We start from the raw sequence: 21,672 nt of genomic DNA, 5'->3' as shown, positions 1-21,672 counted from the left end.
ATTTGTTTCAATCATGGCGGGATGCTAGACATGTTCCTGTATCGGAACAGGTGATTCCCGTTAATTTCACCGTAGCCAGGACGAATTCTCCATGAGCGACGACACAACTCCGCCAGACGACCCGGAAACGCCAGAAAATGGCGGTGAGGGCAGCGCGCCCCTTCCGGACGGCATTGAGCTGATTTCTATCGAATCCGAGCTGAAAAGCTCCTATCTCGACTATGCGATGAGCGTCATCGTGAGTCGGGCACTACCGGATGTGCGGGATGGTCTGAAACCTGTTCATCGCCGCATTCTCTATGCGATGAACGAGGGCGGCAATACGCCCAGCAAGCCGTACAAGAAATCTGCAAATATCGTCGGCGCGGTGATGGGTAACTACCACCCGCACGGTGACTCTGCGATCTATGACGCGCTGGTGCGCATGGCCCAACCATTCTCGATGGGCGTGACGCTCGTAGACGGTCAGGGCAATTTCGGCTCGATCGACAATGATCCACCAGCCGCCATGCGTTATACCGAAAGCCGCATGACGAAGGAGGCGACCTATCTGCTCGCCGATATCGACAAGGATACGGTCGACTTCCAGGACAATTACGACGGATCCCAGAAAGAGCCGATTGTCCTGCCGGCGCAGTATCCGAATCTGCTGGTCAATGGTGCTGGCGGCATCGCGGTCGGTATGGCGACGAATATCCCGCCGCACAATCTGGGCGAAGTGATCGACGCGACACTGGCAATCATCGAAGACCCGACGCTGGATGAAGACGCCCTGCTCGAAATCGTCCCCGGTCCTGACTTTCCGACCGGCGGCCAGATCATGGGCATGTCCGGCAGCCGCAAGGCGATGACCACCGGCCGCGGCAGCGTGATCATGCGCGCCAAGACCGATATCGAAGAAGCCAAGAATGGCCGTCAGGCCATTATCGTGACCGAAATTCCCTATCAAGTGAACAAGGCCGCGATGATTACAAAGATCGCGGAACTCGTGCGTGACAAGCGCATCGAAGGCATCGCTGACCTGCGGGACGAATCCGACCGGAACGGCATTCGTGTTGTGGTCGAACTGAAAAAGGATGCGAGTGCAGAAGTGGTGCTGAACCAGCTCTTCCGTTTCAGCCAGATGCAAACCAGTTTTGGCGTCAACATGCTGGCCCTGAATGGTGGTCGCCCGGAGCTGATGAACCTGCGCAAAGTGCTCGATTGCTTTGTGGCTTTCCGTCAGGAAGTCGTGGTTCGCCGCACCAAGCACGAATTGAACAAGGCACGCGACCGCGCCCACGTCCTTGTCGGCCTGGCCATGGCCGTGGCCAACATAGACGAAGTCATTCGCATCATACGCTATTCGCCCGATCCGAATGCAGCCCGCGAAGCTCTGCTCGAGAAAGCTTGGCCGATCATGGATATGGGCCCGCTGCTGGATCTGATCGCGGACCGCCGGACCCGCAAGGGCGACGGCGACACGATCTATCTGTCCGATGAGCAAGCGCGCTCCATTCTTGCGCTGCAGCTGTCCCGTCTGACGGGCCTCGGCCGTGACGAGATTGGCAATGAAGCCAAGGGTCTGTCCGAGAAGATCGAGGAATTCCTCAGCATCCTGCGGTCGCGCCAGCGCGTTCTGGACATCATCAAGGGCGAGCTCTCTGAAGTTAAAGAGAAATTCGCTGTTCCACGTCGGTCGGAATTCGCCTTTGGCGGCATCGACATGGAAGACGAAGACCTGATCGAGGTCGAAGACATGGTCGTGGCCGTGACGCATGGCGGCTACGTCAAGCGCACCCCGCTCTCGACCTATCGTACGCAGCATCGGGGCGGCAAGGGCCGCTCGGGCATGAACATGAAGGACGAGGACTTCGTCGTGAACGTGTTCTCGGCGACCACGCATACTGAAGTCCTCTTCTTCTCCTCGGCCGGCATGGTCTACAAGGAGAAGGTCTGGCGCTTGCCGATTGGTGGGCCGAACTCGCGCGGCAAGGCGCTGGTCAATATCTTCCCACTGGCCGCCGATGAGCGTATCGAAAGCGTCATGCCGCTGCCGGAGGACGATGAGTCCCGCAATGAGCTGGACGTCATGTTCGCGACGAAGACCGGCACGGTCCGCCGTAACAAGTTGTCAGATTTCACTCGCGTGAACCGCAACGGCAAGATCGCGATGAAACTGGAAGATGATGACGGCATCGTGTCAGTGAAGATCTGTTCCGAGAAGGACGATATCCTGCTGACCACAGCGCTTGGCCAGTGTATCCGCTTTGCCGTTCCGGATGTGCGTGTCTTTGCGGGGCGCAATTCGACCGGTGTCCGGGGCATCCGTCTGGGTGAAGGAGATGAAGTGATCTCAATGGGCATCCTGCGTCATATGGACGTTACGTCGGAAGAAGCGCGCGGCTATCTGAAGCATGCCGCCGCGATGCGCCGCGCTGCGACGGGCGAGGAAGAGGAAGTCTCGGACGATGATGGCGAAGAAGCCGTCGACGAGGCTGCCTTGAGCGCTGAACGCATTGCCGAACTCGGCGCCGCCGAGGAATTCATCCTGACCATTGCCGATGACGGCATGGGCAAGCGCTCGTCGGCCTATGACTACCGTGTCACCGGGCGCGGCGGCAAAGGCCTTGTCGCCCAGAATATCTGGGGACGCGACAAGAAGCAGGGGCCGGTCAAACAGGTTGCGCAATCCTTCACGGTGGGCGACGGCGATCAGGTCATGCTGGTCACCAATGCAGGCCAGCTGATCCGCACGCCTGTTGAGCAGATCCGCATCGCCGGTCGGTCGACGGGGGGCGTCTGGGTGCTCCGCACAGCCGAAGGCGAACGCGTGGTTTCTGTCGCACGGCTTGTGGAAGACGCTGAAACCGCTATGGATGATGCCGAAGATGCGGGAGACTAAATCCCGTACGTAAATCGGACCTGAAAGGCGGGGAGGACAGGCTTTTGCATCGCGTTGGACTATATCCAGGAACATTCGACCCGCCGACGAACGGCCATCTTGATATCATTGGCCGCGCCCGCAAGCTGGTGGACACGCTGATCATCGGCGTGGCGATCAATGAAGCCAAGAAACCCCTGTTCCCGCTACAGGAGCGGGTCGACATGGTGCGGTCGGAGTGCGCCAAAATGAACGGACCGGGCCTGGCCGATATTAAGGTCATGCCGATGCATGGATTGCTCATGAAGTTCGCCGAGGCTTGTGAAGCACACATTATCGTGCGCGGCCTGCGCGCGGTTCAGGATTTCGAATACGAATTCCAGATGACCGCGATGAACGAGCAACTGAATCCCGACATTGAAACCGTGTTTCTGATGGCCGATGTTAGGCATCAGGCCGTGGCCTCTCGGCTCGTGAAGGAAATCGCGAGCCTGGGCGGAGATATCACGCCGTTTGTAACGCCCGACGTAAAACGGGCCCTGCTGGAGAAGTATGAAAAATGAAGTTTGCCGCTTTCGCGCTTGCCGCTTCCGCCATCGCCCTGACAGCCACGGCCGATACCACAGAAAGCGCAGCGCCAGCGGAAGACGCCCCGGCAACTTATACGGTTGAAGACGCCAAGGCCGATACGGCCAGCTGGCGTGCCGTTGACCCAGAGCGTCTGTTCATTTTCAATACCAACAAGGGGCGCATTCTGATCGAAGCGTTCCCGGAAGTTGCTCCCAAGCATTTCGAGCAGTTCTCCACCATTATCCGGTCTGGCGATTATGCGGGCACCAAGTTCCATCGCGTGATCGAAGGTTTCATGGCACAGGGTGGCGACATTCGCGCCATCAATGGTGTGGGCTCTGGCCTGCCGGGCATCGAAGCTGAATTCACGTTCCGCCGCAATCCGGAGGAGATGCCGCTGGATTATGCGATTGGTGAGCGCGACGACGCAGACAATGGCTATATCAACGGCTTTCCGATCGCGACCCGCCCGCTTTGGCTGGCTCAAGACCTCGGGAACGAAACCATCGAAAGCTGGATCCCGCATTGCGCGGGCGTGGTGTCTACTGCGCGCCTTGGCAATGATGTGAACTCCGGCAATTCGCAATTCTTCCTGATGCGTGGACATACCGAACATCTCGACAAGCAGTACACCGCTTGGGGCCGTGTGCTTGACGGGCAGGATGTGGTCATGTCGATCAAGAAAGGTCCGGATGGCACTGATGGAGTGGTCACGAATCCGGACACGTTGGAATCGGCCGCCATAGCGGCTGACCTGCCGGAAGGTGAGCGCCCCCAGGCTTGGGTCATGCGCACGGACAGTGATCTGTTTGCCGACCTGATCACCGGGCCCGGCCGTCCGCATGTTTGTAGCCTGCCGCCCGTTCCAACGGTCGTTGAAGACTAGAGACTTTCTGGTCGGGGCATCGCCGCATGGACTTGTCCGAATTCGAGTTTGACCTGCCGGAGCACTTGATTGCGCTGCGCCCGGCTGATCCGCAGGATTCTGCGCGTCTGCTGGTGGTGCATGGCGATGGGCGGTTGGAAGATGCGACTGTACGTGACCTGCCGCGCTACCTGTCGGCTGGTGATGTCATGGTGTTCAATGACACGCGTGTGCTGCCAGCTGCATTGACCGGCGTCCGTCCGGCGCGTGATGAGTCTGGGCAGGACGTGGCGTGCGATGTCAATCTGACCGAGCGGATGGATGCGCGGCGCTGGCGCGCACTCGCAAGGCCGGGTCGTCGGCTGAAAGAAAGCGACACGATTATCTTTGCCGAAGGCTTTTCCGCTGAGATCACTGGTCGTCATGAAGGCGGCGAAATAGAATTGTGCTTCTCGCTGGCGGGCGATGAGTTGACCGATGCACTCGATGCCCATGGCGCGATGCCATTGCCGCCTTACATCGCGCGTCGTCGCCCGGCGGATGCCTTGGACCGGGAAACTTATCAGACCAGGTTTGCTGGCGAGGATGCAGCTTCCGTTGCCGCTCCTACAGCCGGTTTGCACTTCACACCGCGCTTGTTGGCTGACATCGATGCGGCTGGCATTGTGCGAGAGACCGTCCGCCTCCATGTTGGACTCGGCACGTTCAAACCCCTGGAAGCGGCGCAGCTTGAAGCGAATCGGCTGCATGAGGAATGGCGACGCCTGACGCCGGAGGTGGCGGCCAAGCTGAACACAGCGCGGGCCGGTGGACACCGTGTAGTGCCAGTCGGCACAACGGCTATGCGCACACTGGAGAGTTGTGTTGATACGGATGGTATCCTGCACGCGGCAACCGGCCCTACGGATATCTTCCTGAAGCCGGGCGATGCCGTTCGCGCAACAGACGCCCTCGTGACGAATTTCCACCTTCCGGGCTCCAGCCTGTTCATGCTGGTCTGCGCCCTTATGGGGACGGAGATCATGCAGGCGGCTTATGCGCACGCTATTGCCAGCGAGTACCATTTCTACTCGTATGGCGACGCATGCCTGTTGCTCCCAACGTAAAATCCCCGCGCCTCAAGCACGGGGATTTGACGGTCAGTTCATCGAGTTGCTAGCGCACTTTCACGGTTGCACGAACGCCATCGGGTTCATACTTGCGGCCATTGTCATTGTAGCAGAACGTGGTGTCATAGCGAACGCGCTCGCCGTCTTCCCAAGTATATTGGAACGATTCGTAGCAGTCATAACCTTTATAGCGCGCGTTCCAGCGGTGCTCACGACGTATCTCATGGCGCGTGTGCCAATGACCGGACTCGTAACCATCGTAAACATATGTTTCGTGTCGATGACGCGGATGAGGATCAGCGGTTCTTACCCCGACCCCGACGTCCACATCGGTGTCTACCCCTACGCCGATGCCGAGTTGAGCGTATGCGGGAGATGTGGCGAGTGCGGTTGCAGCGCCTAGGGCGCCAGCTGCGGCAACATATTTCAATGACTTCATCATGGTCAGCTCCTTCAATAGCTTATGCTATAAACGGAGCGCTAATGCTCAGGTTCCTGATGTCCTGATATTGCCTTATTTCGAGATGGCAGGCTGGCCCAGCTCGTCGCGCGTCCGGATGGCCTTGGCGGCGGTGATCTTTGCCAACAGGCGTCCATTGGTATCTTTCCACTCGGCTTCGACGAGCCCAGTCGTGCGACCGCGACTCACAAGTCGGCCTTCGATCGTGATCAGGCCGTGGCCGACAGGGCGTAGAATGCGGGTCTGCAATTCCATTGTCGTGAACCATTCGCCTTCGGCCAGCGCGCTTGCCATGGTGATGGATACGATATGGTCTGAAAAGCCAGCTACCCAACCGCCGAAGGCGCGGTTCTCACTGATATCGCGGTCGCCCGTATTCGGCCATTCGTAGCGCGTATAGCCATAGTCGAATTCCATCAGCCAGAGGTCCGGGCGAATGCCGAGATTCTTGAGGCCGATCGGAGGTTGCCATGTGCCATCCTGCAAATTGCTGAGGAAGGTTTTGGCTTGGGTGGAAAGCGTGCGTTCTGTCATGCGAGTCTCGCGCCATTGGGGACTGGATGATCTGGAGCGAACAAGACGATTCGGTCATCCGTGTCCGGAAATCCCAGTGTAAGGACTTCAGACATGAATTTGCCGATCTGGCGCGGTGGAAAATTGACCACGGCCGCGACTTGTCGCCCAACCAGTTGTTCGGGGGAATAATGTTCGGTTATTTGCGCCGACGATTTCTTTTTGCCGACGCCCGGTCCGAAATCGATCAGAAGACGGATGGAAGGCTTGCGCGCGCCTTCCAACGGCGCGGCCTCAATAATGGTTCCGACGCGAATGTCGATCTGGCGAAACGTATCGAAACTGGTTTCGTCGACGGGGCCAGATTCAGGAGAGTCTGTAAGATGCACGGATCAAACGATCACGGACCCGCCGTCCACGACCACCATCTGGCCGGCCATGTAGGCGCCCGCCTTGGACGCGAGAAAGACAGCGGCGCCGGCAATATCTTCCGGATCGCCGATGCGACGCATGGGCGTACCTTTTTCTACGCGTGCCGCCATTTCGGGGTTCTCCCACAGGGCCCGGGCGAAATCTGTCTTAATCAGGCCTGGTGCGACACAGTTCACCCTAATATTGTGAGGGCCGAGCTCGAGTGCGTAATTGCGGGCCAGCTGGAAGTCGGCAGCCTTGGAAATATTGTATGCGCCAATCGTACTTGAGCCTTTCAGGCCGCCGATCGACGAGATGATGACGATGGCGCCATCCTTGCGCTCTTTCATTTCAGGCGCGACCAACTGGATCAGCCAGTGGTTTGAGATGATGTTGTTGGACAAGATCTTCTCAAAGGATTCGTCATCGATCTCTTCCAGCGGGCCATAATACGGGTTCGACGCCGCATTGCAGACGAGAATGTCGATCTGGCCGAATTCGGCCCGTGTTTTCTCGGTCAGATTCTTCAGGTCATCCTTCGAAGAAATATTGGCTGGGATCGCAATCGCCGTCCCATCGCCATGCTTGGCGTTCAACGCGTCAGCCACCTCCTGGCAAGGGCCCGGCTTGCGGGACGAGATCACCACGCGTGCGCCTTGTTCGGCCATCTGCTCGGCGATGGACTTGCCTATGCCACGCGAAGATCCGGTGATGACAGCAGTTTTTCCGGTGAGGTCGAACAAGCTCATGGTGAGGCTCCCTAATGTATATCGTTGCAGACTCGTTAGCACAGGAGGCCGCTTCGAACAGGGGTCACGCTAGGAAAGGCCGATCAGGCGAGGCTCCATTCCATCATGAGGATTTCGGCGAGCCGTTCTGTGCGTTTTCTAACCACTTCTGACGTCCAGGCTTCCTGATCAACCAGATCCCGTGTCAGCGCAAAATCCTGTCCGCCACCACCATTGAAATAGACCTCCTTCTTGGCGCGATAGTCGAGCCGGTCGGCTTTCTGGTTCACCTTGTTGGTCAGCAAGACGAAATTGCCGAGCGTGTCGCACTGCTCGCGTCGTTTGGCCGGGTCCGGCCAGGTGATCATCCAGTGGCTATCTTCGCTGATATTGCGGGGCAGGACGTGTTCGACCGTCGCGTCAGACTGAGGGGCAATGGTGAAACCGCCGTCCAGCGCCGCATTCAGGCGCAGCGCCATTGAGCGCCTCTGGCCGAACGTCGCGAACCGACCAAGCATCCTGTCAAAGGCGCGGCGGGATTCATCCTTGGTAATATTGAAAGGGCTGCCGCGGCCATAAAGCGTGCGGCTGTTGCCGATATTCTCGTTCACCTTGTTGAAGCGTTTCGTGCGTTGGTCGCGATCCGTAAGGACCAGCATGATGATGTAGGAAAGCCGCTCCAGCTTGGTGAAGAATTCCGGCGCACTCTCATGTTCCACGCCATGCTCGACAAGAAATTTGAGCGCCGGAGCGCGCCAGCTCGTCTGGTCCAGCGCGCGCATCTGGTTCAGCTTGTCGCTGATCAGTTTGGCGTGTGGGCCTGTATCCAGATTGGCGGTCGTGATGATCTTGTAAGCTGCTACGTAGCGGGGCAGGACGTCATCAAGGAAACCGCGTGCGGTGATCTTGGGGATGACGTTTTTCAGGAAGCCGGTGATCAACTCACCCTTTGAAGATTTGTCATAGATTGAGCGGATCTGGCGAAGCAGGTCGTCAAACGCGCTGCCGCCCAGAGCGGCCTCATGCTCGGCCCAGCGCTCAGAGTAAAAGCTTGCTTCTTCAGTCGTAAACTTAGACCTTTGGAACAGTTCGGTTTTGATGATGTCGTGCGCGCCCGGCTCCTTGCCGCGCGTGTTGAGTACACGGAAGACCTTGAAGCCCTGGTCCTTGTCGTTCACCACCACGCGAACCAGCGCGCAGCGATTCATCGTGACATCTGCCAAGGCATTCCGATCTGCGTCTGACAGGGCTTTCACGCGTTTCAGGAGCGTGCGGGCATTTTGGACCATGCGACGTTGGCTGTCACTGTCCCCGGACTCGCCATCCAACCGAAGCGTGGCCCCAGGAGTCTGAATCATGTGGCGGAAAAACGGGCCGTCCATATGGTTCAGTTGCAGGCGCCAACTCGCGGCCTCTCCCAGCATGGGGCGTGCCTCGTCAGCAATCAGAGCGTGAATTTCCGCACTTTTCGACGGGTCGGATTCAATGTCTCGCAGGACAGAGAGCAGGATGGTCAGCGTCGTGAGGCGCTGCTGACCGTCGACAATCTCCAGTAAGCCTTCTTCCGTGCCGCGGTTCAGAACCACAGCCCCGACAAAGTGGGGTGTGCCGGTTTCGGCGGCGTCAAGAAGGTCAGTCAGGAGTTCGCCAGCCTCGCGCTCCGTCCAGGAGTAACTTCTCTGGTAGGGCGGCATGCAGAGCCGTTCGCTGGGGCCGAAAATACTCTTGAGCGAGCTCTCCTGGGCACGTACGCCGAGATCCATACTGGCATCCTCTATACAAGCTTTGTGCCTAGCCCTTGCCAAGTGTCATCACAACGGCACATGAACGGCTTGCAACGCGTTTGCGGAAAAAGTGTGACAGGAGAGTAACGCAATGAAGCTGGTTCGGTTCGCAGAAAATGGTACCGCTCGCTATGGAGTTCTGGACGGGGACAGCGTCCGACCGACAGGTGCGACAACTCTGCAAGATGCGCTGGCAATTACAGGATCAGACGCTTTGCCGGTTCCGTTGAAAACGCTCGATCTGCTGGCGCCGGTGGAGCGCCCCCGCAAGATTTTGGGGATTGGGGTGAACTATGCCGCCCATGCCGCCGAGAGTGTGAGTTTTGTGGATACAAAATCTCCGCAGGTGCAGAAATGGTTCAACAAGCAGGCGACATCGGCCAACAAGCCCTTCGGCCGCGTGCATCTACCCAAGGTTTCTGATCAGCTGGACTATGAAGTCGAGTTGGTTGTTGTCATCGGCAAGCATGGCCGGCACGTGCCACGTGAGCGGGCGATGGAAATCGTCGCCGGTTTTTGCGTCGGCTGTGACTACTCGGTGCGTGACTGGCAGCGCGCGAGCCAGACCATGATCATGGGCAAGGGGTTCGACACCCACGCCCCATTTGGTCCGGCTCTTGTGACACCGGACGAAATCGAGGATCTGGCCTCGGTGGAACTGCGCAGCTTTGTGAATGATGAGTTGCGCCAGACCGGTCATGTACGCGACATGATCCATGACATTCCTGCGCAGATTGCGCATCTTACTGCCGCCTTCACGCTGGAGCCGGGTGACCTCATCTTCACAGGTACGCCTGCGGGTGTTGGGGGTGGGTTCACCCCACCGAAGTGGCTGAAGGTGGGCGACCGGGTGCGTCTGGAAATTGATCAGGTCGGTGTCATCGAAAACGAAATCGTAACCGAACCCGGAGACACGCGGATCGGGTAGGGTGGGTACGATCATGAAATTTCGAGCTCTTGGAATTGTCGTATGCGCTACTGCGCTCGCCGCATGCAATCCGGTGACTTCCAAAGATGCCGAGACGGCACGAGTGGATTTGACTGTGCATTCGACAGATTTTGCGGTGCTGCCTTGCTCAAAGCGGAGTTTGCCCGGAGCCTGCGTCCATGTTCTGGCGGGCGGCAAACGGGTCGTATTCGGCGCGCCGGCGGGCATGACACTCGATATGACGCAAGCGAGTTTGCGGAATACCGACGCCGTCATGCTTCTATCCTTGCGCGGTGAGGATATTGAGGGCCTGGACGAGATGCGAAACGCAGCTTGGCGTGCCGGGCGGGAATCTTCTCTTCCGGTGGCGGGTCCATCCGGCACGGGTGACTTTCTAGGACTGCTTAATCGCGCCTATGAGGTGTCCGATGCGCTGATCTATGTCGAGGACCGTCCAGCCGGTGGGTTCGATGCGGCGCTGCTCGCTTTGTTGCCTGGAGACGGTGAGCAGGTGGCAACCGTTTTCGATACCGGCGATTTGCGTATCAGCAAGTTCGAAACCGGGACGGACCGAGCCTTCTATGTTGTGGACTATGTTGACCATACGGCGCTGATCGCGGGCTGTGGCATTGAACTGCCCGACTCGGTAACCGATGGAATTGATCTGGTGCTTGATTGCGAATCGAATTGGCCAACAGCAGATCCGGTTTTCGTGTTTCGTGATGGGGTGGTTAACTGAAAATCGGATCCAGACCTGCTTTTCCACAGTTCTCCGATCTGGGTTCAGATGTGGCTGTGCCAGTCGATCTGACCGCAAATGCGTCATTGTGCCGGCGATAGCTGCCCGTGATGCCAGCACTAATCGCCTTGTCCGCATGCGCGACGCCTGCCATGCTCGACTTGATGGGGATTGTGGCTTGTTTGCAACGGCGCTGTGACAGGATTGCCGCGGTCGACAAATTCTTCCAATTCCTCGCAATTCGTTAACCAATTGGGCCTAGCTGTTAACATTATTGGGTTGTATCGGGTGCTGACGTAATGACTTTTGTTCTGTTCCTTCTATACGCGGCCATCGGCGGCGGCGTCGGCTACGGCGTCTTCACGCTGACGGATGTCGGCCTGCCTATGTCGATTGCGGCGGGTGGCATCACTACGGCTTTGCTGGGGCAGATTCACCTACTCGCCAGTTCAGGACGCGCCACCAAGGACATCGATGACCGCATCGACCGGGTGGAGCGGACCGTTCGGGATTCCGCGGAACGTGTTGATGTCATTGAAGCGCGCACGGATGCCGTCGAGGCGACCGTCAAGCACGAATTGACCGAGCGCCGCGACGCGCTCGTGACCGAGATGAAGCAGCTGGAGAGCCTGATCGACCGGCTGTCCAAGAGCTTTGAAAACAAGTTGGCGGAAACGACCAGCACCGCGGTCGTGGCACCGGAAGAAGATGCTGTCCTGCGTGATGTGCGCGACGCGCTGAAGGATGGTCGTGTTGACCTGCACCTGCAGCCGATCGTGTCTCTGCCCCAGCGTCGTGTGTCCTTCTACGAGGGGTTCACCCGCCTGCGTCGTCCGGATGGTTCCCTGGTTCTGCCAGCGGAATTTCTTGATGCTGCGCGCCGCGCCAAACTGATGGGCATCATCGACAATTTCACGCTGTTCCGGTGTGTCCAGATCGTGCGTCGCCTGGCTGAGCGTGACCGTCGCGTCGGCGTATTCTGCAATATTTCTGCGGCGTCGCTGGAAGACACAACCTTCTTCCCGATGTTCCTGGAATTCATCACCGAGAATCGTGACCTGTCCGGCGCGGTGATCTTCGAGATCACGGCAGACCGGTTCGAGACACGCTCGCGCGCCATGCGGGACAATATGGACAAGCTGACGGCGCTTGGTTTCCGCTTCTCAATTGACCACGCCGATAATCTGGGCCTCGACCTGCCACGGCTTCAATCGGCGGGCATTCGTTTCGTCAAGATGAATGGCACGAGTCTGATGGACCAGCTGCGCGACCCAACCGGTCCGCGCCCGGTCTCGTCGATCAACCGCCGCGTTGATGGAGAAGAAGTCAGCGCCGTGTTCTCGCGCTATGGCATCACAATGATTGCCGAGAAGATCGAGGATGAGGCCAGCGTTGTCGAGATTCTCGAATATGACATCCCGTACGGCCAGGGCCACGTATTCGGCGCGCCGCGCCCGATCAAGTCATCCCTGATGGAAGCCACAGCGCCGCCACAGGAGTTCGTCCAGCGCCTGTCGAATTTCGGCTAGGGCCGCCACCCGACCTTCAATATGCCCCATTTCCAAGCTGTCATCTCCGGTAAAGGAGGTGGCAGAATGAAACGTTTCGTACAGATCGGTACTGCGGCATCAATTCTCGCGACATCGGCTATGGCAGAGTCAGGCGCCGTTCAGCGCGTCGACGCGGACTTGCCAGGCCCCATCGAATTTGAGGCGCCTGAGGCGCTGCAAGCCATGACGGAAGGCGTTGTCTGGCTTGATCTGCGCATCGCGCCGGAGCTGGAACCAGCTATCATCCTGAAGGATGGCAATTATGGCAGTCTGGACGGATGCGAATTCGGACCGGTTGAGGCAGACATGGTCATGGTTGCAACGGGTTCTAACCACATGATCCTGGAAGTGCGCACAGGCGACCCTGAGCAGCACGCTGGAAACCTCTTGTCCTGCAATTATGATCCGAACCTGATCTCTGATGACGGGTTTGGCCATATGACCCGTCTGAAGGGATGCTTTTTTGCGCATGCCATTTCCATTCCAACGGCTGTGCACTGGCGCCTCAATCCCTTGCCGGCAGAGGCTTGCGGTTTTGGCGATTGACCGGCTTGGCGGTGCAGCCTAGGTCCAAATGCATGACACAATTGAAATTTCCGGGCGGCCTGTCCGAGATTGCTGGCCAGTATGACGCCATCCTGTGCGATGTCTGGGGCGTGATCCATAATGGCCGCGATGCCTTTGAAGAGGCTTGCGTGGCGCTGGTGAACTTTCGTGAGCAAGGCGGAAAAGTCTGTCTCATCACGAATGCGCCGGTGCCCAAGCAGCAGGTGATCGACTATTTCCTGCCGCTTGGTGTGCCAACCGATGCCTATGATGACTGCGTCTCGTCCGGAGATGCGACCCGGGAAGAACTGGCCAAGCGCCGGGACAAGGTTTTCTGGGCGATGGGCGCGAATGCGCGGTGGGAGCGAGATCCGTACCTGTATCAAGGGCTCAACTTGAGCTTTGGCGAGCCGGACGAGTCCGATGTTCTGCTCTGCATCGGGCTGAGCGATTCCCTCAAGGACCATCCCTCCGATTATACCGATACGCTGAAACAGGGGGTCGACCGGAACATTCCGATGATCTGTGCCAATCCGGACAAGCAGGTGCGGATCGGCGGCCAGTTGCACTGGTGTGCCGGCGCACTGGCGGAAATCTATGAAGACCTTGGCGGATCCGTGATCTATCCCGGAAAGCCCCACGCAGCGATTTACGATCTCGCCGTTTCCCGTGTGGGTGACGCCGCCGCAAACAAGTCACGGGTCCTGTGCATTGGCGACAGCCCCACGACCGACATGCGCGGTGCGCGAATTCAGGGCTTTGATGGTCTCTATGTCGGGACTGGCCTGATAGAGCATGGTGCAGACTTCCAGGCAGAAGTTTCAGACCTCCTGGCGGACTATGGCGAGGAAGCAACCTACGCAATGACTGGCCTCAGATGGTGACGTGCTGCGCTGCAGCGTGTAACCAAACTGCCGAAAAGCAATCAGGAGCCCGAGTGGGATGAGCGAATTCACCGGTTACAAATATGAAGACCTCGACATCGGCATGTCTCACGAGACCGTGCATGTGATTACCGAGGATGATATTCAGCGTTTTGCGGAAGTCTCTGGTGACTTCAATCCGCTGCACATGTCGGACGACTTCGCCGCCAAGACGATTTTCGGCAAACGGATCGCGCATGGCGCGCTGACGGCCAGCTATATCTCCGGCATTCTGGGCAACAATCTTCCCGGTCCTGGGGCGATTTTCATCGGCCTGTCGATGCGTTTCAAACGCCCCGTTCACATCGGAGACGAAGTGATTGTGCGCGCAGAAGTGTCCGAGAAGAAGGAGCGTGGCAACCGTGTGACGTTGAAGGTTGACTGTACGGTGGACGGCAAGCGCGTTATTACGGGTGAAGCTGAAGTCGTGGCACCGCGCCGGGAGAGCTGATGAGCATCTTTGCTGACTATCGCGGTTTGCCTGAATCTGCACGGGGCGCGTCGATCGCTCTGGGCAATTTTGATGGCTTGCATGCGGGCCACAAAGCCGTGATTGCAGCTGCCCGCGAGGCTGGCGAAGGATCTTTTTCAGTGGCGACCTTTGAGCCGCCACCTCATGCCTATTTCCGCCCGTTGGATCCCCCTTTTCGGATATTCCGCCCTGAGCGGCGCAACGAGACGATATTGAACGAAGGCGCGGATTCGGTTTTTGAATTGCCGTTCAATGGGGAAATGGCGTCGAAGACGGATGAAGAGTTTGTCCGGCAAGTTCTGGTAGATGGCCTGGGCGTCAGCCATGTCTCCGTAGGGTTCGATTTCCGTTTCGGCAGAGGCCGAATGGGCCATGCGCAGCGCTTGTCGAGCCTTGGGCGCGCGCTCGGCTTTGGGGTGACCATTGTCGAAGAAGTCCAGAATGAAGACGAAAAAGCCTCATCAACCGCGATAAGACAGGCGCTGAGAGCCGGCGAACCGGAGCGAGCTGCGGAAATTCTGGGCTCGCCCTGGATCGCGGATGGCCCTGTGATGAAGGGCGAACAGAATGGACGCAAATTTGGCTATCCGACGGCCAATACAAATCTCGGCGATTTGATCCATCCAAAATATGGCGTCTATGCCGTAAAGGTGCGCATCGACCGGACAGGTGACTGGATGCCGGGCGTCGCAAATTTCGGGCGTACGCCCACCACGGGACTGCGCGACCCACTGCTTGAGGCACATATCTTTGATTTTGTAGGGGATATCTATGGTCGCTGGATTGAAGTCCAGATGCTGTCCTATCTGAGGCCGGAATTGAACTTTGACAGTCTGGATCTGATGGTGGTTCAGATGGGGAAGGACGAAATCGAAGCAAAGCGGCGGCTGAAAGCGTCCTGATTAACTCAGGTTATTGTCAATTCACCGCCATAATCCATTCGTAGACAACTGATGCACTGGTTAGAGGGACGACCATGTTGACACGGTTAGTGATCACCGGACTTGCTCTGGCAATGGCGCCGCTTGCGATCGCGCAAGAGGCGCCTGTTGAGCCATCCGAGCCGGTGGAGATCGAACCGATTCAGATCATCCGGGCGGTCACGATGGATGATCTTCGGTTCCTGCTGGACGACATGGGCGCGCAGTTCATAGCGGCCGGCCGCACGGGCGACGGTGCACCCTTCGTATTCGGTGAGTTCGATGATGGCCTGACCTTTGGTGCATATGCCGTTTGCGCCGGGCCGGACGGCACGGATTGCCGGGGGCTCGAGCTGATGGCCGTGTATGGTTCAAGTGCGAGCAGTGATGTGATTTCGGGCATCGATCGCGACTATCCGGCGATCTCTCTTTACAAGTCGGACAGCCAGAAAGTTCGGGTTTCCCGCTATGTGATCCTGGATCACGGAATCAGCTGGAGCAATCTCGTGGAGAATGCGGCTGTGTTCCGGATGCTTTGCGGCAAGGTTTCTGAGCGTTTGGCGAGCCTCCCGGGGGCCGAAACGAAGGCTGAGTGGAAATAGTGACTCGTTAAGCCGCGCCTGCTACGGAAACGCCATGGCACGGATATGCTTCATTCGAATTAGCCGCCCGGCTGCGCGCTGACCCGGTTTCCGGGGCCGCGAAGCCGGGAGCCCATGCTCTGACTGCATGAAAAAAGCCGTGGCCATTGCCCGGCATTTCCGTACAACACGCCAAAACTGCCATAGGCCCGACATGACTGATTCCCTGACCGACCGCGATTATCGCGACACGCTGTTCCTGCCCGCCACCGAATTCCCGATGCGCGGCGGCCTGCCCAAGCGGGAGCCGGACTGGATCAAGCGCTGGGACGAACTGAAACTTTATGAAAAGCTGCGCGCGGATGCGAAAGCACGCGGCGCCAAGCCCTGGATCCTGCATGACGGCCCGCCATACGCGAACGGGCACATCCATCTCGGCACGGCGATGAACAAGATCGTCAAGGACATCATCGTGCGCTCGCACCAGATGACCGGCCATGACGCGGCCTACCTGCCGGGCTGGGACTGTCACGGCCTGCCGATCGAATGGAAGGTGGAAGAAGAATTTCGCAGCAAGAACCGCGGAAAGGATGATGTTCCGGGCGACGAGTTCCGCGCGGCCTGTCGCGCCTTTGCCCAGAAATGGGTAGACGTTCAGGCCAAGGAATTCCGCGCGCTCGGCATCGAGGGGGAATGGGACAACCCCTATCTGACCATGAAGTTCGAGAGCGAAGCCTCCATCGTGGGCGAATTCCTGCGCATGGCGATGGGCGGTACGCTGGTGCGCGGCGCCAAGCCGATCATGTGGAGCCCGGTGGAGCGCACCGCGCTGGCCGAAGCGGAAGTAGAGTATCACGACCGCAAAGTTCCGGTGATCTGGGTGAAGTTTGGAGTCCCGTCCCGCGAGGACGGTGCAAAGCTGGTCATCTGGACCACAACTCCCTGGACCATCCCAGCCAACCAAGCTGTGTCCTTCAGCACGGACATCTCCTACGGTCTCTTCGAGGTCGAAACCGTGATGAGCGAGGAAGAACTGGGCTTTCCTCCGTACGCGGCTGCAGGTGACAAGCTGATCCTTGCGGACAAGTTGGCACAGGACGTACTCGATGCTGCCAAGGTTTCCGCCTTCAAACGTGTCGAAGATGTGGACCCGGCTGCACTCGGTTCGCTGGTTCACCCGCTGGCCAAGCTAGACCCCTTCTTCCAGCACGACGTGCCGCTGCTCGCAGGTGACCATGTCACCGACGATGCCGGTACAGGATTTGTCCACACGGCCCCGGCGCATGGTGAGGATGACTTCAATGCCTGGGTCTCGTCGGGTCGCAAGGCCTCTGATATCCGCGACATCGTCAGCCCTGATGGCGCTTATCAGCACCGTGACCTTCCCCAAGCGCTGCAAGGGCTCGACATCATCCGCACGTCCGGCAAGAAGCGGGGCGAGCAGGGCAAGGCGAACCCGGAAGTCATCAAGCTGCTGGCCGAGAGCGAAAACCTTCTGGCGCGCGGCATCACGACGATCCGCGATGCCCATTCCTGGCGCTCCAAGGCGCCGGTGATCCGCCGCGCGACGCCGCAATGGTTCATCTCGATGGACAAGCCCGGCCCGAATGGCAAGAGCCTGCGCGAGAATGCGCTGAAGGCGATTGAGGACACGGAATTCTTCCCGGCGGTTGGCCGCAACCGCCTGCAAAGCATGGTCGAAGGGCGCCCGGACTGGCTGATCAGCCGCCAGCGCAATTGGGGCGTGCCGATCACGATCTTCGTCAACAAGGATGGCCAACCGCATACGGCGGCGCTGGAAGCGGATCAGGCAGAACAACTCAATGACGCCATCAAGGCGGCCATCGCCAAGGGCGGGGTCGAGGCCTGGTTCGATACGCCTGCGGAAGACTTCCTGTCGCCGCTGGGTCTGTCTGCAAACGCGTGGGACAAGGTCACGGACGTGCTCGACGTGTGGTTCGATAGCGGCACGACGCACGCCTTCGCCCTGCGCGAGCGTGGCATCATCGACGCAGAAACCGGACAGGCCGACCTCTACATGGAAGGCTCTGACCAACATCGCGGCTGGTTCCAGTCATCGCTTCTGGAATGCTGTGCGACGCGCGGCATGGCACCCTACAAGCGGGTGCTGACCCACGGTTTCATCGTCGATGCAGATGGCAAGAAGATGTCGAAGTCCATCGGCAATACGATCGAACCCGAGCAGATTCAGAAGCAATACGGAATCGAAATTCTGCGCATCTGGACAGCCTCCGGCGACTATACGGAAGACCTGCGTATCTCCGACGAGATCATCAAGGGCTCGGTGGAATCCTATCGCAAGCTGCGCAACACGGTGCGCTACATGCTCGGTGCGCTCGACGGCTGGACCGAGGCGGAAGCCCTGCCGCGCGAAGACATGCCAAGCCTGGAACGCTGGGTGTTGCACCGTCTTGCTGAACTCGATGGCCAGATCCGCGCCGCGTATGACGTCTATGACTTCAAGCGCATCATGTCGCTGCTGATCAATTTCTGCGGCGTCGACCTGTCAGCGGTCTATTTCGACATCCGCAAGGACAGCTTGTATTGCGACCCACGGTTTGAGACCCAATCAGCATGGGACAATGCGACCGCCACCTATGGCAACCGCCGCCGCGCCGCGCGCACCGTCATGGCCGCCGTGCTCGAACGCCTGCTCACATGGCTAGCGCCTATCATGCCGTTCACGATGGAGGAGGCGTTTCTCGAGAGCCACATCAAGGATCGTGCGGAATCCGTGCACTTGCTGCAGTTCGCTGATACGCCAGACAGCTGGAAAGACGAGGCGCTGGCCGCGCGCTGGGCCAAGATCTTCACGGTTCGCCGTGTCGTCACCGGAGCATTGGAAGTCGAGCGCCGCGAGAAGCGGATCGGGGCATCGCTGGAAGCGGCACCCAAGGTGCACATTGCAGATCAGAACCTGATCGATGCGTTCAAGGGCGAAAGTCCCGCCGATATCTTCATTACATCCGGCGCCGAGCTGATCCACACATCCAATGGTAATGGCGGCGGGTTCACGCTGGACGACACAGATGGCGTGGTCGTCTATCCGGTGAAGGCGGATGGTATCAAGTGCCGACGTAGCTGGAAGTATTTCGACCCGGCGACCGCTGATCCGGCTTTCCCGGATATCACGCCGCGCGATGCATTGACCGTGAAGGCGTGGGACAAAGCCGCCGGATGAGTGCTCAGAATCGCTTGATCAGCCTGCTTGAAGCTGCAATCTGCGCGGGATGAAACTGAAAATCTCCAAACTCTGGGCTCTGGCGCTCATTCCCGTATTCGTGCTGGTAGACCAGTGGTCCAAATGGCTTGTGCTGGAAGAACCCCGGTTCAACGCGCTCACCTGCCTGGAGACCCGTCAGGGCTGCGGACATATCCCGCTGCCCGGTCCGATTGACCTGACCATGGTTTGGAACCGGGGTATGAGCTATGGCCTGTTCCAGTCCGATGGCATCGGGCGCTGGCTGTTGGCGCTCGTCATGTTGGTGATCGCGCTGGGCTTCCTGTACTGGCTCGTTCGCTATGCCGATCATTGGCTGTTGAAGTTGTCGCTGGCCATGGTTGTTGGCGGCGCGTTCGGCAATCTGATCGACCGGGTCCGGTTCGGAGCTGTTGTGGACTTTGTTAATGCCAATGAGTTGATGTTCCCATGGGTCTTCAACGTAGCCGATGCTGCAATTAGTGTGGGCGCGGTATTGCTGTTTGCCGACCAGTTCTTACTGTCGGGCCGGAAACAGGCTAAGAAACAGTCCTGAGTATTTTAATCGTGATGGCGAGGACGCCCTGATATGAAAAAACAGATTATCCTTCTGGCTACTGGTGTCGCAATGGCGGCTTCCACGGCCTGTACGTCATCCGGTGGCGGTTCGCGTACGCCGGACGAGTTCCGCGTTGTGACCATGGCTCCTCTGACCGTTCCGCCGAACTACAAGCTGCGACCGCCGGAAGCCGGCGGCGCCTTGCCACCGGAACTGGATGGCTCGCGCACTGAAGTCACCGCCGCCTTCGGCTCGACCATTGGCCGCAATGCCAGCGCGTCCGAGAAAGCCCTCGTGGGTGCTGCTGGCGCCAATGCGGTTGATCCGGTCATCCGCACGCAGGTCGACTATGAAGAGACCAAGACGATCCGCAAATCGACCAGCATTGCCGACCGCATCCTGTTCTGGCGGGCTGATGATGAGGAAACCGCTGAAGGCGTTGCTACCGATAATGCCACCGGTGGTGAACCGGTCGTGATCGAGCAATCCAGCGATGCGCCGCGCATCAAGTTGCCGGGAACCTGATACAATCTACGTAAAATGAGTCAGTCGTACACCTGAGAGGAACAACGCCCATGAAACGGATATTTGCCGGGGGGCTGTTCGCGCTCTCGGCTTTCGCTTCCAGTGCCGTCGCAGACGAAAGCGCATGGACTCCGACCGTGTTCAATCTCGACAATGGCATGGAAGTCGTTGTTGTTCCTGACCATCGCGCGCCCGTCGTGACTCATATGGTGTGGTACAAAGTCGGCGCGGTCGACGAAGCCGAGGGAAAATCCGGCATCGCGCATCTGTTTGAACATGTCATGTTCAAGGAGACTGACGATCTCGCCCCAGGTGAGTTCGACAGCATCGTCTCGCGCAATGGCGGCGTCAGCAATGCCTTCACGAGTTGGGACTACACCGCCTATTTCGAGCGCGTCGCCAAGGACCAACTCGGTACGATGATGGCGCTCGAGGCCGAGCGCATGACCGATCTCGTCATCAATGACGATCCCGACGGTCCGTTCATTTCCGAACGCGATGTCGTGAAGGAAGAGCGTCGCCAGCGCATCGACAACAATCCCGGCGTGATCCTGCAGGAAATGGTCCTGTCCGAACTCTGGAAGGGGCATCCTTACGAGATCACGATCATCGGCAATATGGACGAAGTGGCGGCTCTGACGCCAGCGGACGGATTGGCCTTCTACAAGGAATACTACAGCCCTGAGAATGCGATTCTGGTCGTCGCTGGTGATGTGACGCCCGAAGAAGTGCGCGTCCTGGCCGAAGAGCATTATGGTACGATTGCGCCAACCGGTACGGCGCATGGCGAGCGTAAATGGGCCCCCGTTGCACCTCTGACCGAAACCAAGGAACTCGTCTATTCAGATCCGAAGGTTCGCCAGCCTAGCTGGAGCCGGTATTATTCCGGCACTTCCGAGACCCGCGACCGTGAACTTTCCTATGCGCTTGATGTCGGTCTCGAAGTCCTCGGCGGCGGCATGACCAGCCGCCTCTACCAGTCGCTGGTCGAAGACCAGCAGATTGCGATTAATGCCAACACGTATGCCTGGACGACGCTTCACGATGAAGGCCCCGCCATCATCACGGCAAGCCCGGCACCCGGCGTCACGCTGGATGTGTTGGAAGCGGCCATCATGGCCGAGGTGGAGAAGGTGCTGGAAGAGGGCTTCACTGATGCCGAAGTCGAGCGGGCACGTAACAGTCTTGCCGCGCAGGCGATTTACGCCCGGGACAGCCAATCCAACATGGCCAACACATTCGGCTCCACGCTAGCCCTTGGTGGCTCGATTGAGGACGTGCTGGATTATCCGGACGCGATGCGTGCCATAACCACGGAACAGGCAATTGCCGCTGTGCGCGAAATCTTTGGCGCTGACCGCCACTATATTGAGGCACACTTGCTGCCTGCCGAGGGAGATTCCTGA

Annotated in this window: 21 protein-coding genes; 16 read left to right on the top strand and 5 right to left on the bottom strand. The window is 58.6% G+C overall.

What is annotated here, in order from left to right:
- Positions 1-91: 91 nt before the first annotated feature.
- Genes gyrA through queA form a run of 4 tightly spaced genes read left to right on the top strand, consistent with a single transcriptional unit; the run spans position 92 to position 5,404 of the window.
- Entirely contained in the window at positions 92-2,884 is a 2,793-nt protein-coding gene (gyrA, locus tag B2344_RS08270) for a DNA gyrase subunit A (RefSeq protein WP_290482450.1), read from the top strand.
- Positions 2,885-2,928: 44 nt separating this feature from the next.
- Complete coding sequence (gene coaD, locus B2344_RS08265; RefSeq protein ID WP_034814135.1) at positions 2,929-3,426, top strand: pantetheine-phosphate adenylyltransferase; 498 nt, start codon at positions 2,929-2,931, stop codon at positions 3,424-3,426.
- The gene (locus B2344_RS08260; RefSeq protein ID WP_290482451.1) at positions 3,423-4,319 is read left to right on the top strand and encodes a peptidylprolyl isomerase; all 897 of its coding nucleotides are present in this window, start codon (positions 3,423-3,425) and stop codon (positions 4,317-4,319) included. The genes coaD and B2344_RS08260 overlap by 4 nt, the downstream gene beginning before the upstream one ends.
- A 26-nt stretch (positions 4,320-4,345) precedes the next feature.
- A complete protein-coding gene (gene queA / locus B2344_RS08255) occupies positions 4,346-5,404 on the top strand; it encodes a tRNA preQ1(34) S-adenosylmethionine ribosyltransferase-isomerase QueA (RefSeq protein WP_290484990.1) in 1,059 nt (352 codons plus the stop codon).
- A gap of 49 nt (positions 5,405-5,453) precedes the next feature.
- On the opposite strand, the gene B2344_RS08250 is transcribed toward queA, so the two are convergent.
- The 5 genes from B2344_RS08250 to B2344_RS08230 form a co-directional block, all read right to left on the bottom strand.
- Positions 5,454-5,849: a hypothetical protein gene (locus B2344_RS08250; protein ID WP_206992532.1), complete on the bottom strand. Its 396-nt coding sequence runs from the start codon at positions 5,847-5,849 to the stop codon at positions 5,454-5,456.
- A gap of 72 nt (positions 5,850-5,921) precedes the next feature.
- Positions 5,922-6,401, bottom strand: a complete 480-nt coding sequence (locus B2344_RS08245) for a PaaI family thioesterase (protein WP_290484989.1) — start codon at positions 6,399-6,401, stop codon at positions 5,922-5,924.
- The gene (locus tag B2344_RS08240; protein WP_290482453.1) at positions 6,398-6,769 is read right to left on the bottom strand and encodes a tRNA-binding protein; all 372 of its coding nucleotides are present in this window, start codon (positions 6,767-6,769) and stop codon (positions 6,398-6,400) included. Before B2344_RS08240 ends, B2344_RS08245 begins: the two co-directional genes overlap by 4 nt.
- Before the next feature lie 3 nt (positions 6,770-6,772).
- Positions 6,773-7,540: an SDR family NAD(P)-dependent oxidoreductase gene (locus B2344_RS08235; protein ID WP_290484988.1), complete on the bottom strand. Its 768-nt coding sequence runs from the start codon at positions 7,538-7,540 to the stop codon at positions 6,773-6,775.
- Positions 7,541-7,623: 83 nt separating this feature from the next.
- Positions 7,624-9,282 carry a DUF262 domain-containing protein gene (locus B2344_RS08230; RefSeq protein ID WP_290479072.1) on the bottom strand — a complete coding sequence of 553 codons (1,659 nt, stop codon included), beginning with the start codon at positions 9,280-9,282 and terminating at the stop codon, positions 7,624-7,626.
- A gap of 112 nt (positions 9,283-9,394) precedes the next feature.
- Between B2344_RS08230 and B2344_RS08225 the strand changes: the two genes are divergently transcribed.
- From B2344_RS08225 to B2344_RS08170, 12 genes are all read left to right on the top strand, one after another.
- The gene (locus B2344_RS08225; protein WP_034814122.1) at positions 9,395-10,231 is read left to right on the top strand and encodes a fumarylacetoacetate hydrolase family protein; all 837 of its coding nucleotides are present in this window, start codon (positions 9,395-9,397) and stop codon (positions 10,229-10,231) included.
- Positions 10,232-10,244: 13 nt separating this feature from the next.
- The gene (locus B2344_RS08220) at positions 10,245-10,970 is read left to right on the top strand and encodes a hypothetical protein (RefSeq protein WP_290482455.1); all 726 of its coding nucleotides are present in this window, start codon (positions 10,245-10,247) and stop codon (positions 10,968-10,970) included.
- Between the two features lie 299 nt (positions 10,971-11,269).
- Positions 11,270-12,499 carry an EAL domain-containing protein gene (locus B2344_RS08215; protein WP_290484987.1) on the top strand — a complete coding sequence of 410 codons (1,230 nt, stop codon included), beginning with the start codon at positions 11,270-11,272 and terminating at the stop codon, positions 12,497-12,499.
- A 66-nt stretch (positions 12,500-12,565) separates the two neighbouring features.
- Entirely contained in the window at positions 12,566-13,066 is a 501-nt protein-coding gene (locus B2344_RS08210) for a hypothetical protein (protein ID WP_206992539.1), read from the top strand.
- A 32-nt stretch (positions 13,067-13,098) separates the two neighbouring features.
- Entirely contained in the window at positions 13,099-13,950 is an 852-nt protein-coding gene (locus B2344_RS08205) for a TIGR01459 family HAD-type hydrolase (RefSeq protein WP_290482457.1), read from the top strand.
- Between the two features lie 58 nt (positions 13,951-14,008).
- The gene (locus tag B2344_RS08200) at positions 14,009-14,440 is read left to right on the top strand and encodes a MaoC family dehydratase (protein ID WP_034814112.1); all 432 of its coding nucleotides are present in this window, start codon (positions 14,009-14,011) and stop codon (positions 14,438-14,440) included.
- Positions 14,440-15,363, top strand: coding sequence for a riboflavin biosynthesis protein RibF (ribF, locus tag B2344_RS08195; protein WP_206992542.1), 924 nt, complete (start codon positions 14,440-14,442; stop codon positions 15,361-15,363). The genes B2344_RS08200 and ribF overlap by 1 nt, the downstream gene beginning before the upstream one ends.
- A 74-nt stretch (positions 15,364-15,437) precedes the next feature.
- Positions 15,438-15,983: a hypothetical protein gene (locus B2344_RS08190; RefSeq protein ID WP_206992543.1), complete on the top strand. Its 546-nt coding sequence runs from the start codon at positions 15,438-15,440 to the stop codon at positions 15,981-15,983.
- Between the two features lie 193 nt (positions 15,984-16,176).
- Positions 16,177-19,164 (top strand): isoleucine--tRNA ligase, encoded by a 2,988-nt coding sequence (ileS, locus tag B2344_RS08185; RefSeq protein WP_290484986.1) that lies wholly within the window; start codon positions 16,177-16,179, stop codon positions 19,162-19,164.
- A 49-nt stretch (positions 19,165-19,213) separates the two neighbouring features.
- Positions 19,214-19,738 (top strand): signal peptidase II, encoded by a 525-nt coding sequence (gene lspA / locus B2344_RS08180; RefSeq protein ID WP_206992545.1) that lies wholly within the window; start codon positions 19,214-19,216, stop codon positions 19,736-19,738.
- A 33-nt stretch (positions 19,739-19,771) separates the two neighbouring features.
- Entirely contained in the window at positions 19,772-20,266 is a 495-nt protein-coding gene (locus B2344_RS08175; protein WP_290484985.1) for a DUF3035 domain-containing protein, read from the top strand.
- 50 nt (positions 20,267-20,316) lie between these two features.
- Complete coding sequence (locus tag B2344_RS08170) at positions 20,317-21,672, top strand: M16 family metallopeptidase (RefSeq protein ID WP_290484984.1); 1,356 nt, start codon at positions 20,317-20,319, stop codon at positions 21,670-21,672.

The organism is Hyphomonas sp. UBA3195, from assembly GCF_002366485.1.
Lineage (GTDB): Bacteria > Pseudomonadota > Alphaproteobacteria > Caulobacterales > Hyphomonadaceae > Hyphomonas.
This window is presented reverse-complemented; position numbering and strand designations above follow the sequence as displayed.

Excerpts from the sequence above, each read along its gene's own strand:
- gyrA (WP_290482450.1), top strand. The coding sequence starts at position 92 with ATGAGCGACGACACAACTCCGCCAGACGACCCGGAAACGCCAGAAAAT.
- B2344_RS08260 (WP_290482451.1), top strand. The coding sequence starts at position 3,423 with ATGAAGTTTGCCGCTTTCGCGCTTGCCGCTTCCGCCATCGCCCTGACA.
- queA (WP_290484990.1), top strand. The coding sequence starts at position 4,346 with ATGGACTTGTCCGAATTCGAGTTTGACCTGCCGGAGCACTTGATTGCG.
- B2344_RS08250 (WP_206992532.1), bottom strand. The coding sequence starts at position 5,849 with ATGATGAAGTCATTGAAATATGTTGCCGCAGCTGGCGCCCTAGGCGCT.
- B2344_RS08245 (WP_290484989.1), bottom strand. The coding sequence starts at position 6,401 with ATGACAGAACGCACGCTTTCCACCCAAGCCAAAACCTTCCTCAGCAAT.
- B2344_RS08235 (WP_290484988.1), bottom strand. The coding sequence starts at position 7,540 with ATGAGCTTGTTCGACCTCACCGGAAAAACTGCTGTCATCACCGGATCT.
- B2344_RS08230 (WP_290479072.1), bottom strand. The coding sequence starts at position 9,282 with ATGGATCTCGGCGTACGTGCCCAGGAGAGCTCGCTCAAGAGTATTTTC.
- B2344_RS08225 (WP_034814122.1), top strand. The coding sequence starts at position 9,395 with ATGAAGCTGGTTCGGTTCGCAGAAAATGGTACCGCTCGCTATGGAGTT.
- B2344_RS08220 (WP_290482455.1), top strand. The coding sequence starts at position 10,245 with ATGAAATTTCGAGCTCTTGGAATTGTCGTATGCGCTACTGCGCTCGCC.
- B2344_RS08215 (WP_290484987.1), top strand. The coding sequence starts at position 11,270 with ATGACTTTTGTTCTGTTCCTTCTATACGCGGCCATCGGCGGCGGCGTC.
- B2344_RS08210 (WP_206992539.1), top strand. The coding sequence starts at position 12,566 with ATGAAACGTTTCGTACAGATCGGTACTGCGGCATCAATTCTCGCGACA.
- B2344_RS08205 (WP_290482457.1), top strand. The coding sequence starts at position 13,099 with ATGACACAATTGAAATTTCCGGGCGGCCTGTCCGAGATTGCTGGCCAG.
- B2344_RS08200 (WP_034814112.1), top strand. The coding sequence starts at position 14,009 with ATGAGCGAATTCACCGGTTACAAATATGAAGACCTCGACATCGGCATG.
- ribF (WP_206992542.1), top strand. The coding sequence starts at position 14,440 with ATGAGCATCTTTGCTGACTATCGCGGTTTGCCTGAATCTGCACGGGGC.
- B2344_RS08190 (WP_206992543.1), top strand. The coding sequence starts at position 15,438 with ATGTTGACACGGTTAGTGATCACCGGACTTGCTCTGGCAATGGCGCCG.
- ileS (WP_290484986.1), top strand. The coding sequence starts at position 16,177 with ATGACTGATTCCCTGACCGACCGCGATTATCGCGACACGCTGTTCCTG.
- lspA (WP_206992545.1), top strand. The coding sequence starts at position 19,214 with ATGAAACTGAAAATCTCCAAACTCTGGGCTCTGGCGCTCATTCCCGTA.
- B2344_RS08175 (WP_290484985.1), top strand. The coding sequence starts at position 19,772 with ATGAAAAAACAGATTATCCTTCTGGCTACTGGTGTCGCAATGGCGGCT.
- B2344_RS08170 (WP_290484984.1), top strand. The coding sequence starts at position 20,317 with ATGAAACGGATATTTGCCGGGGGGCTGTTCGCGCTCTCGGCTTTCGCT.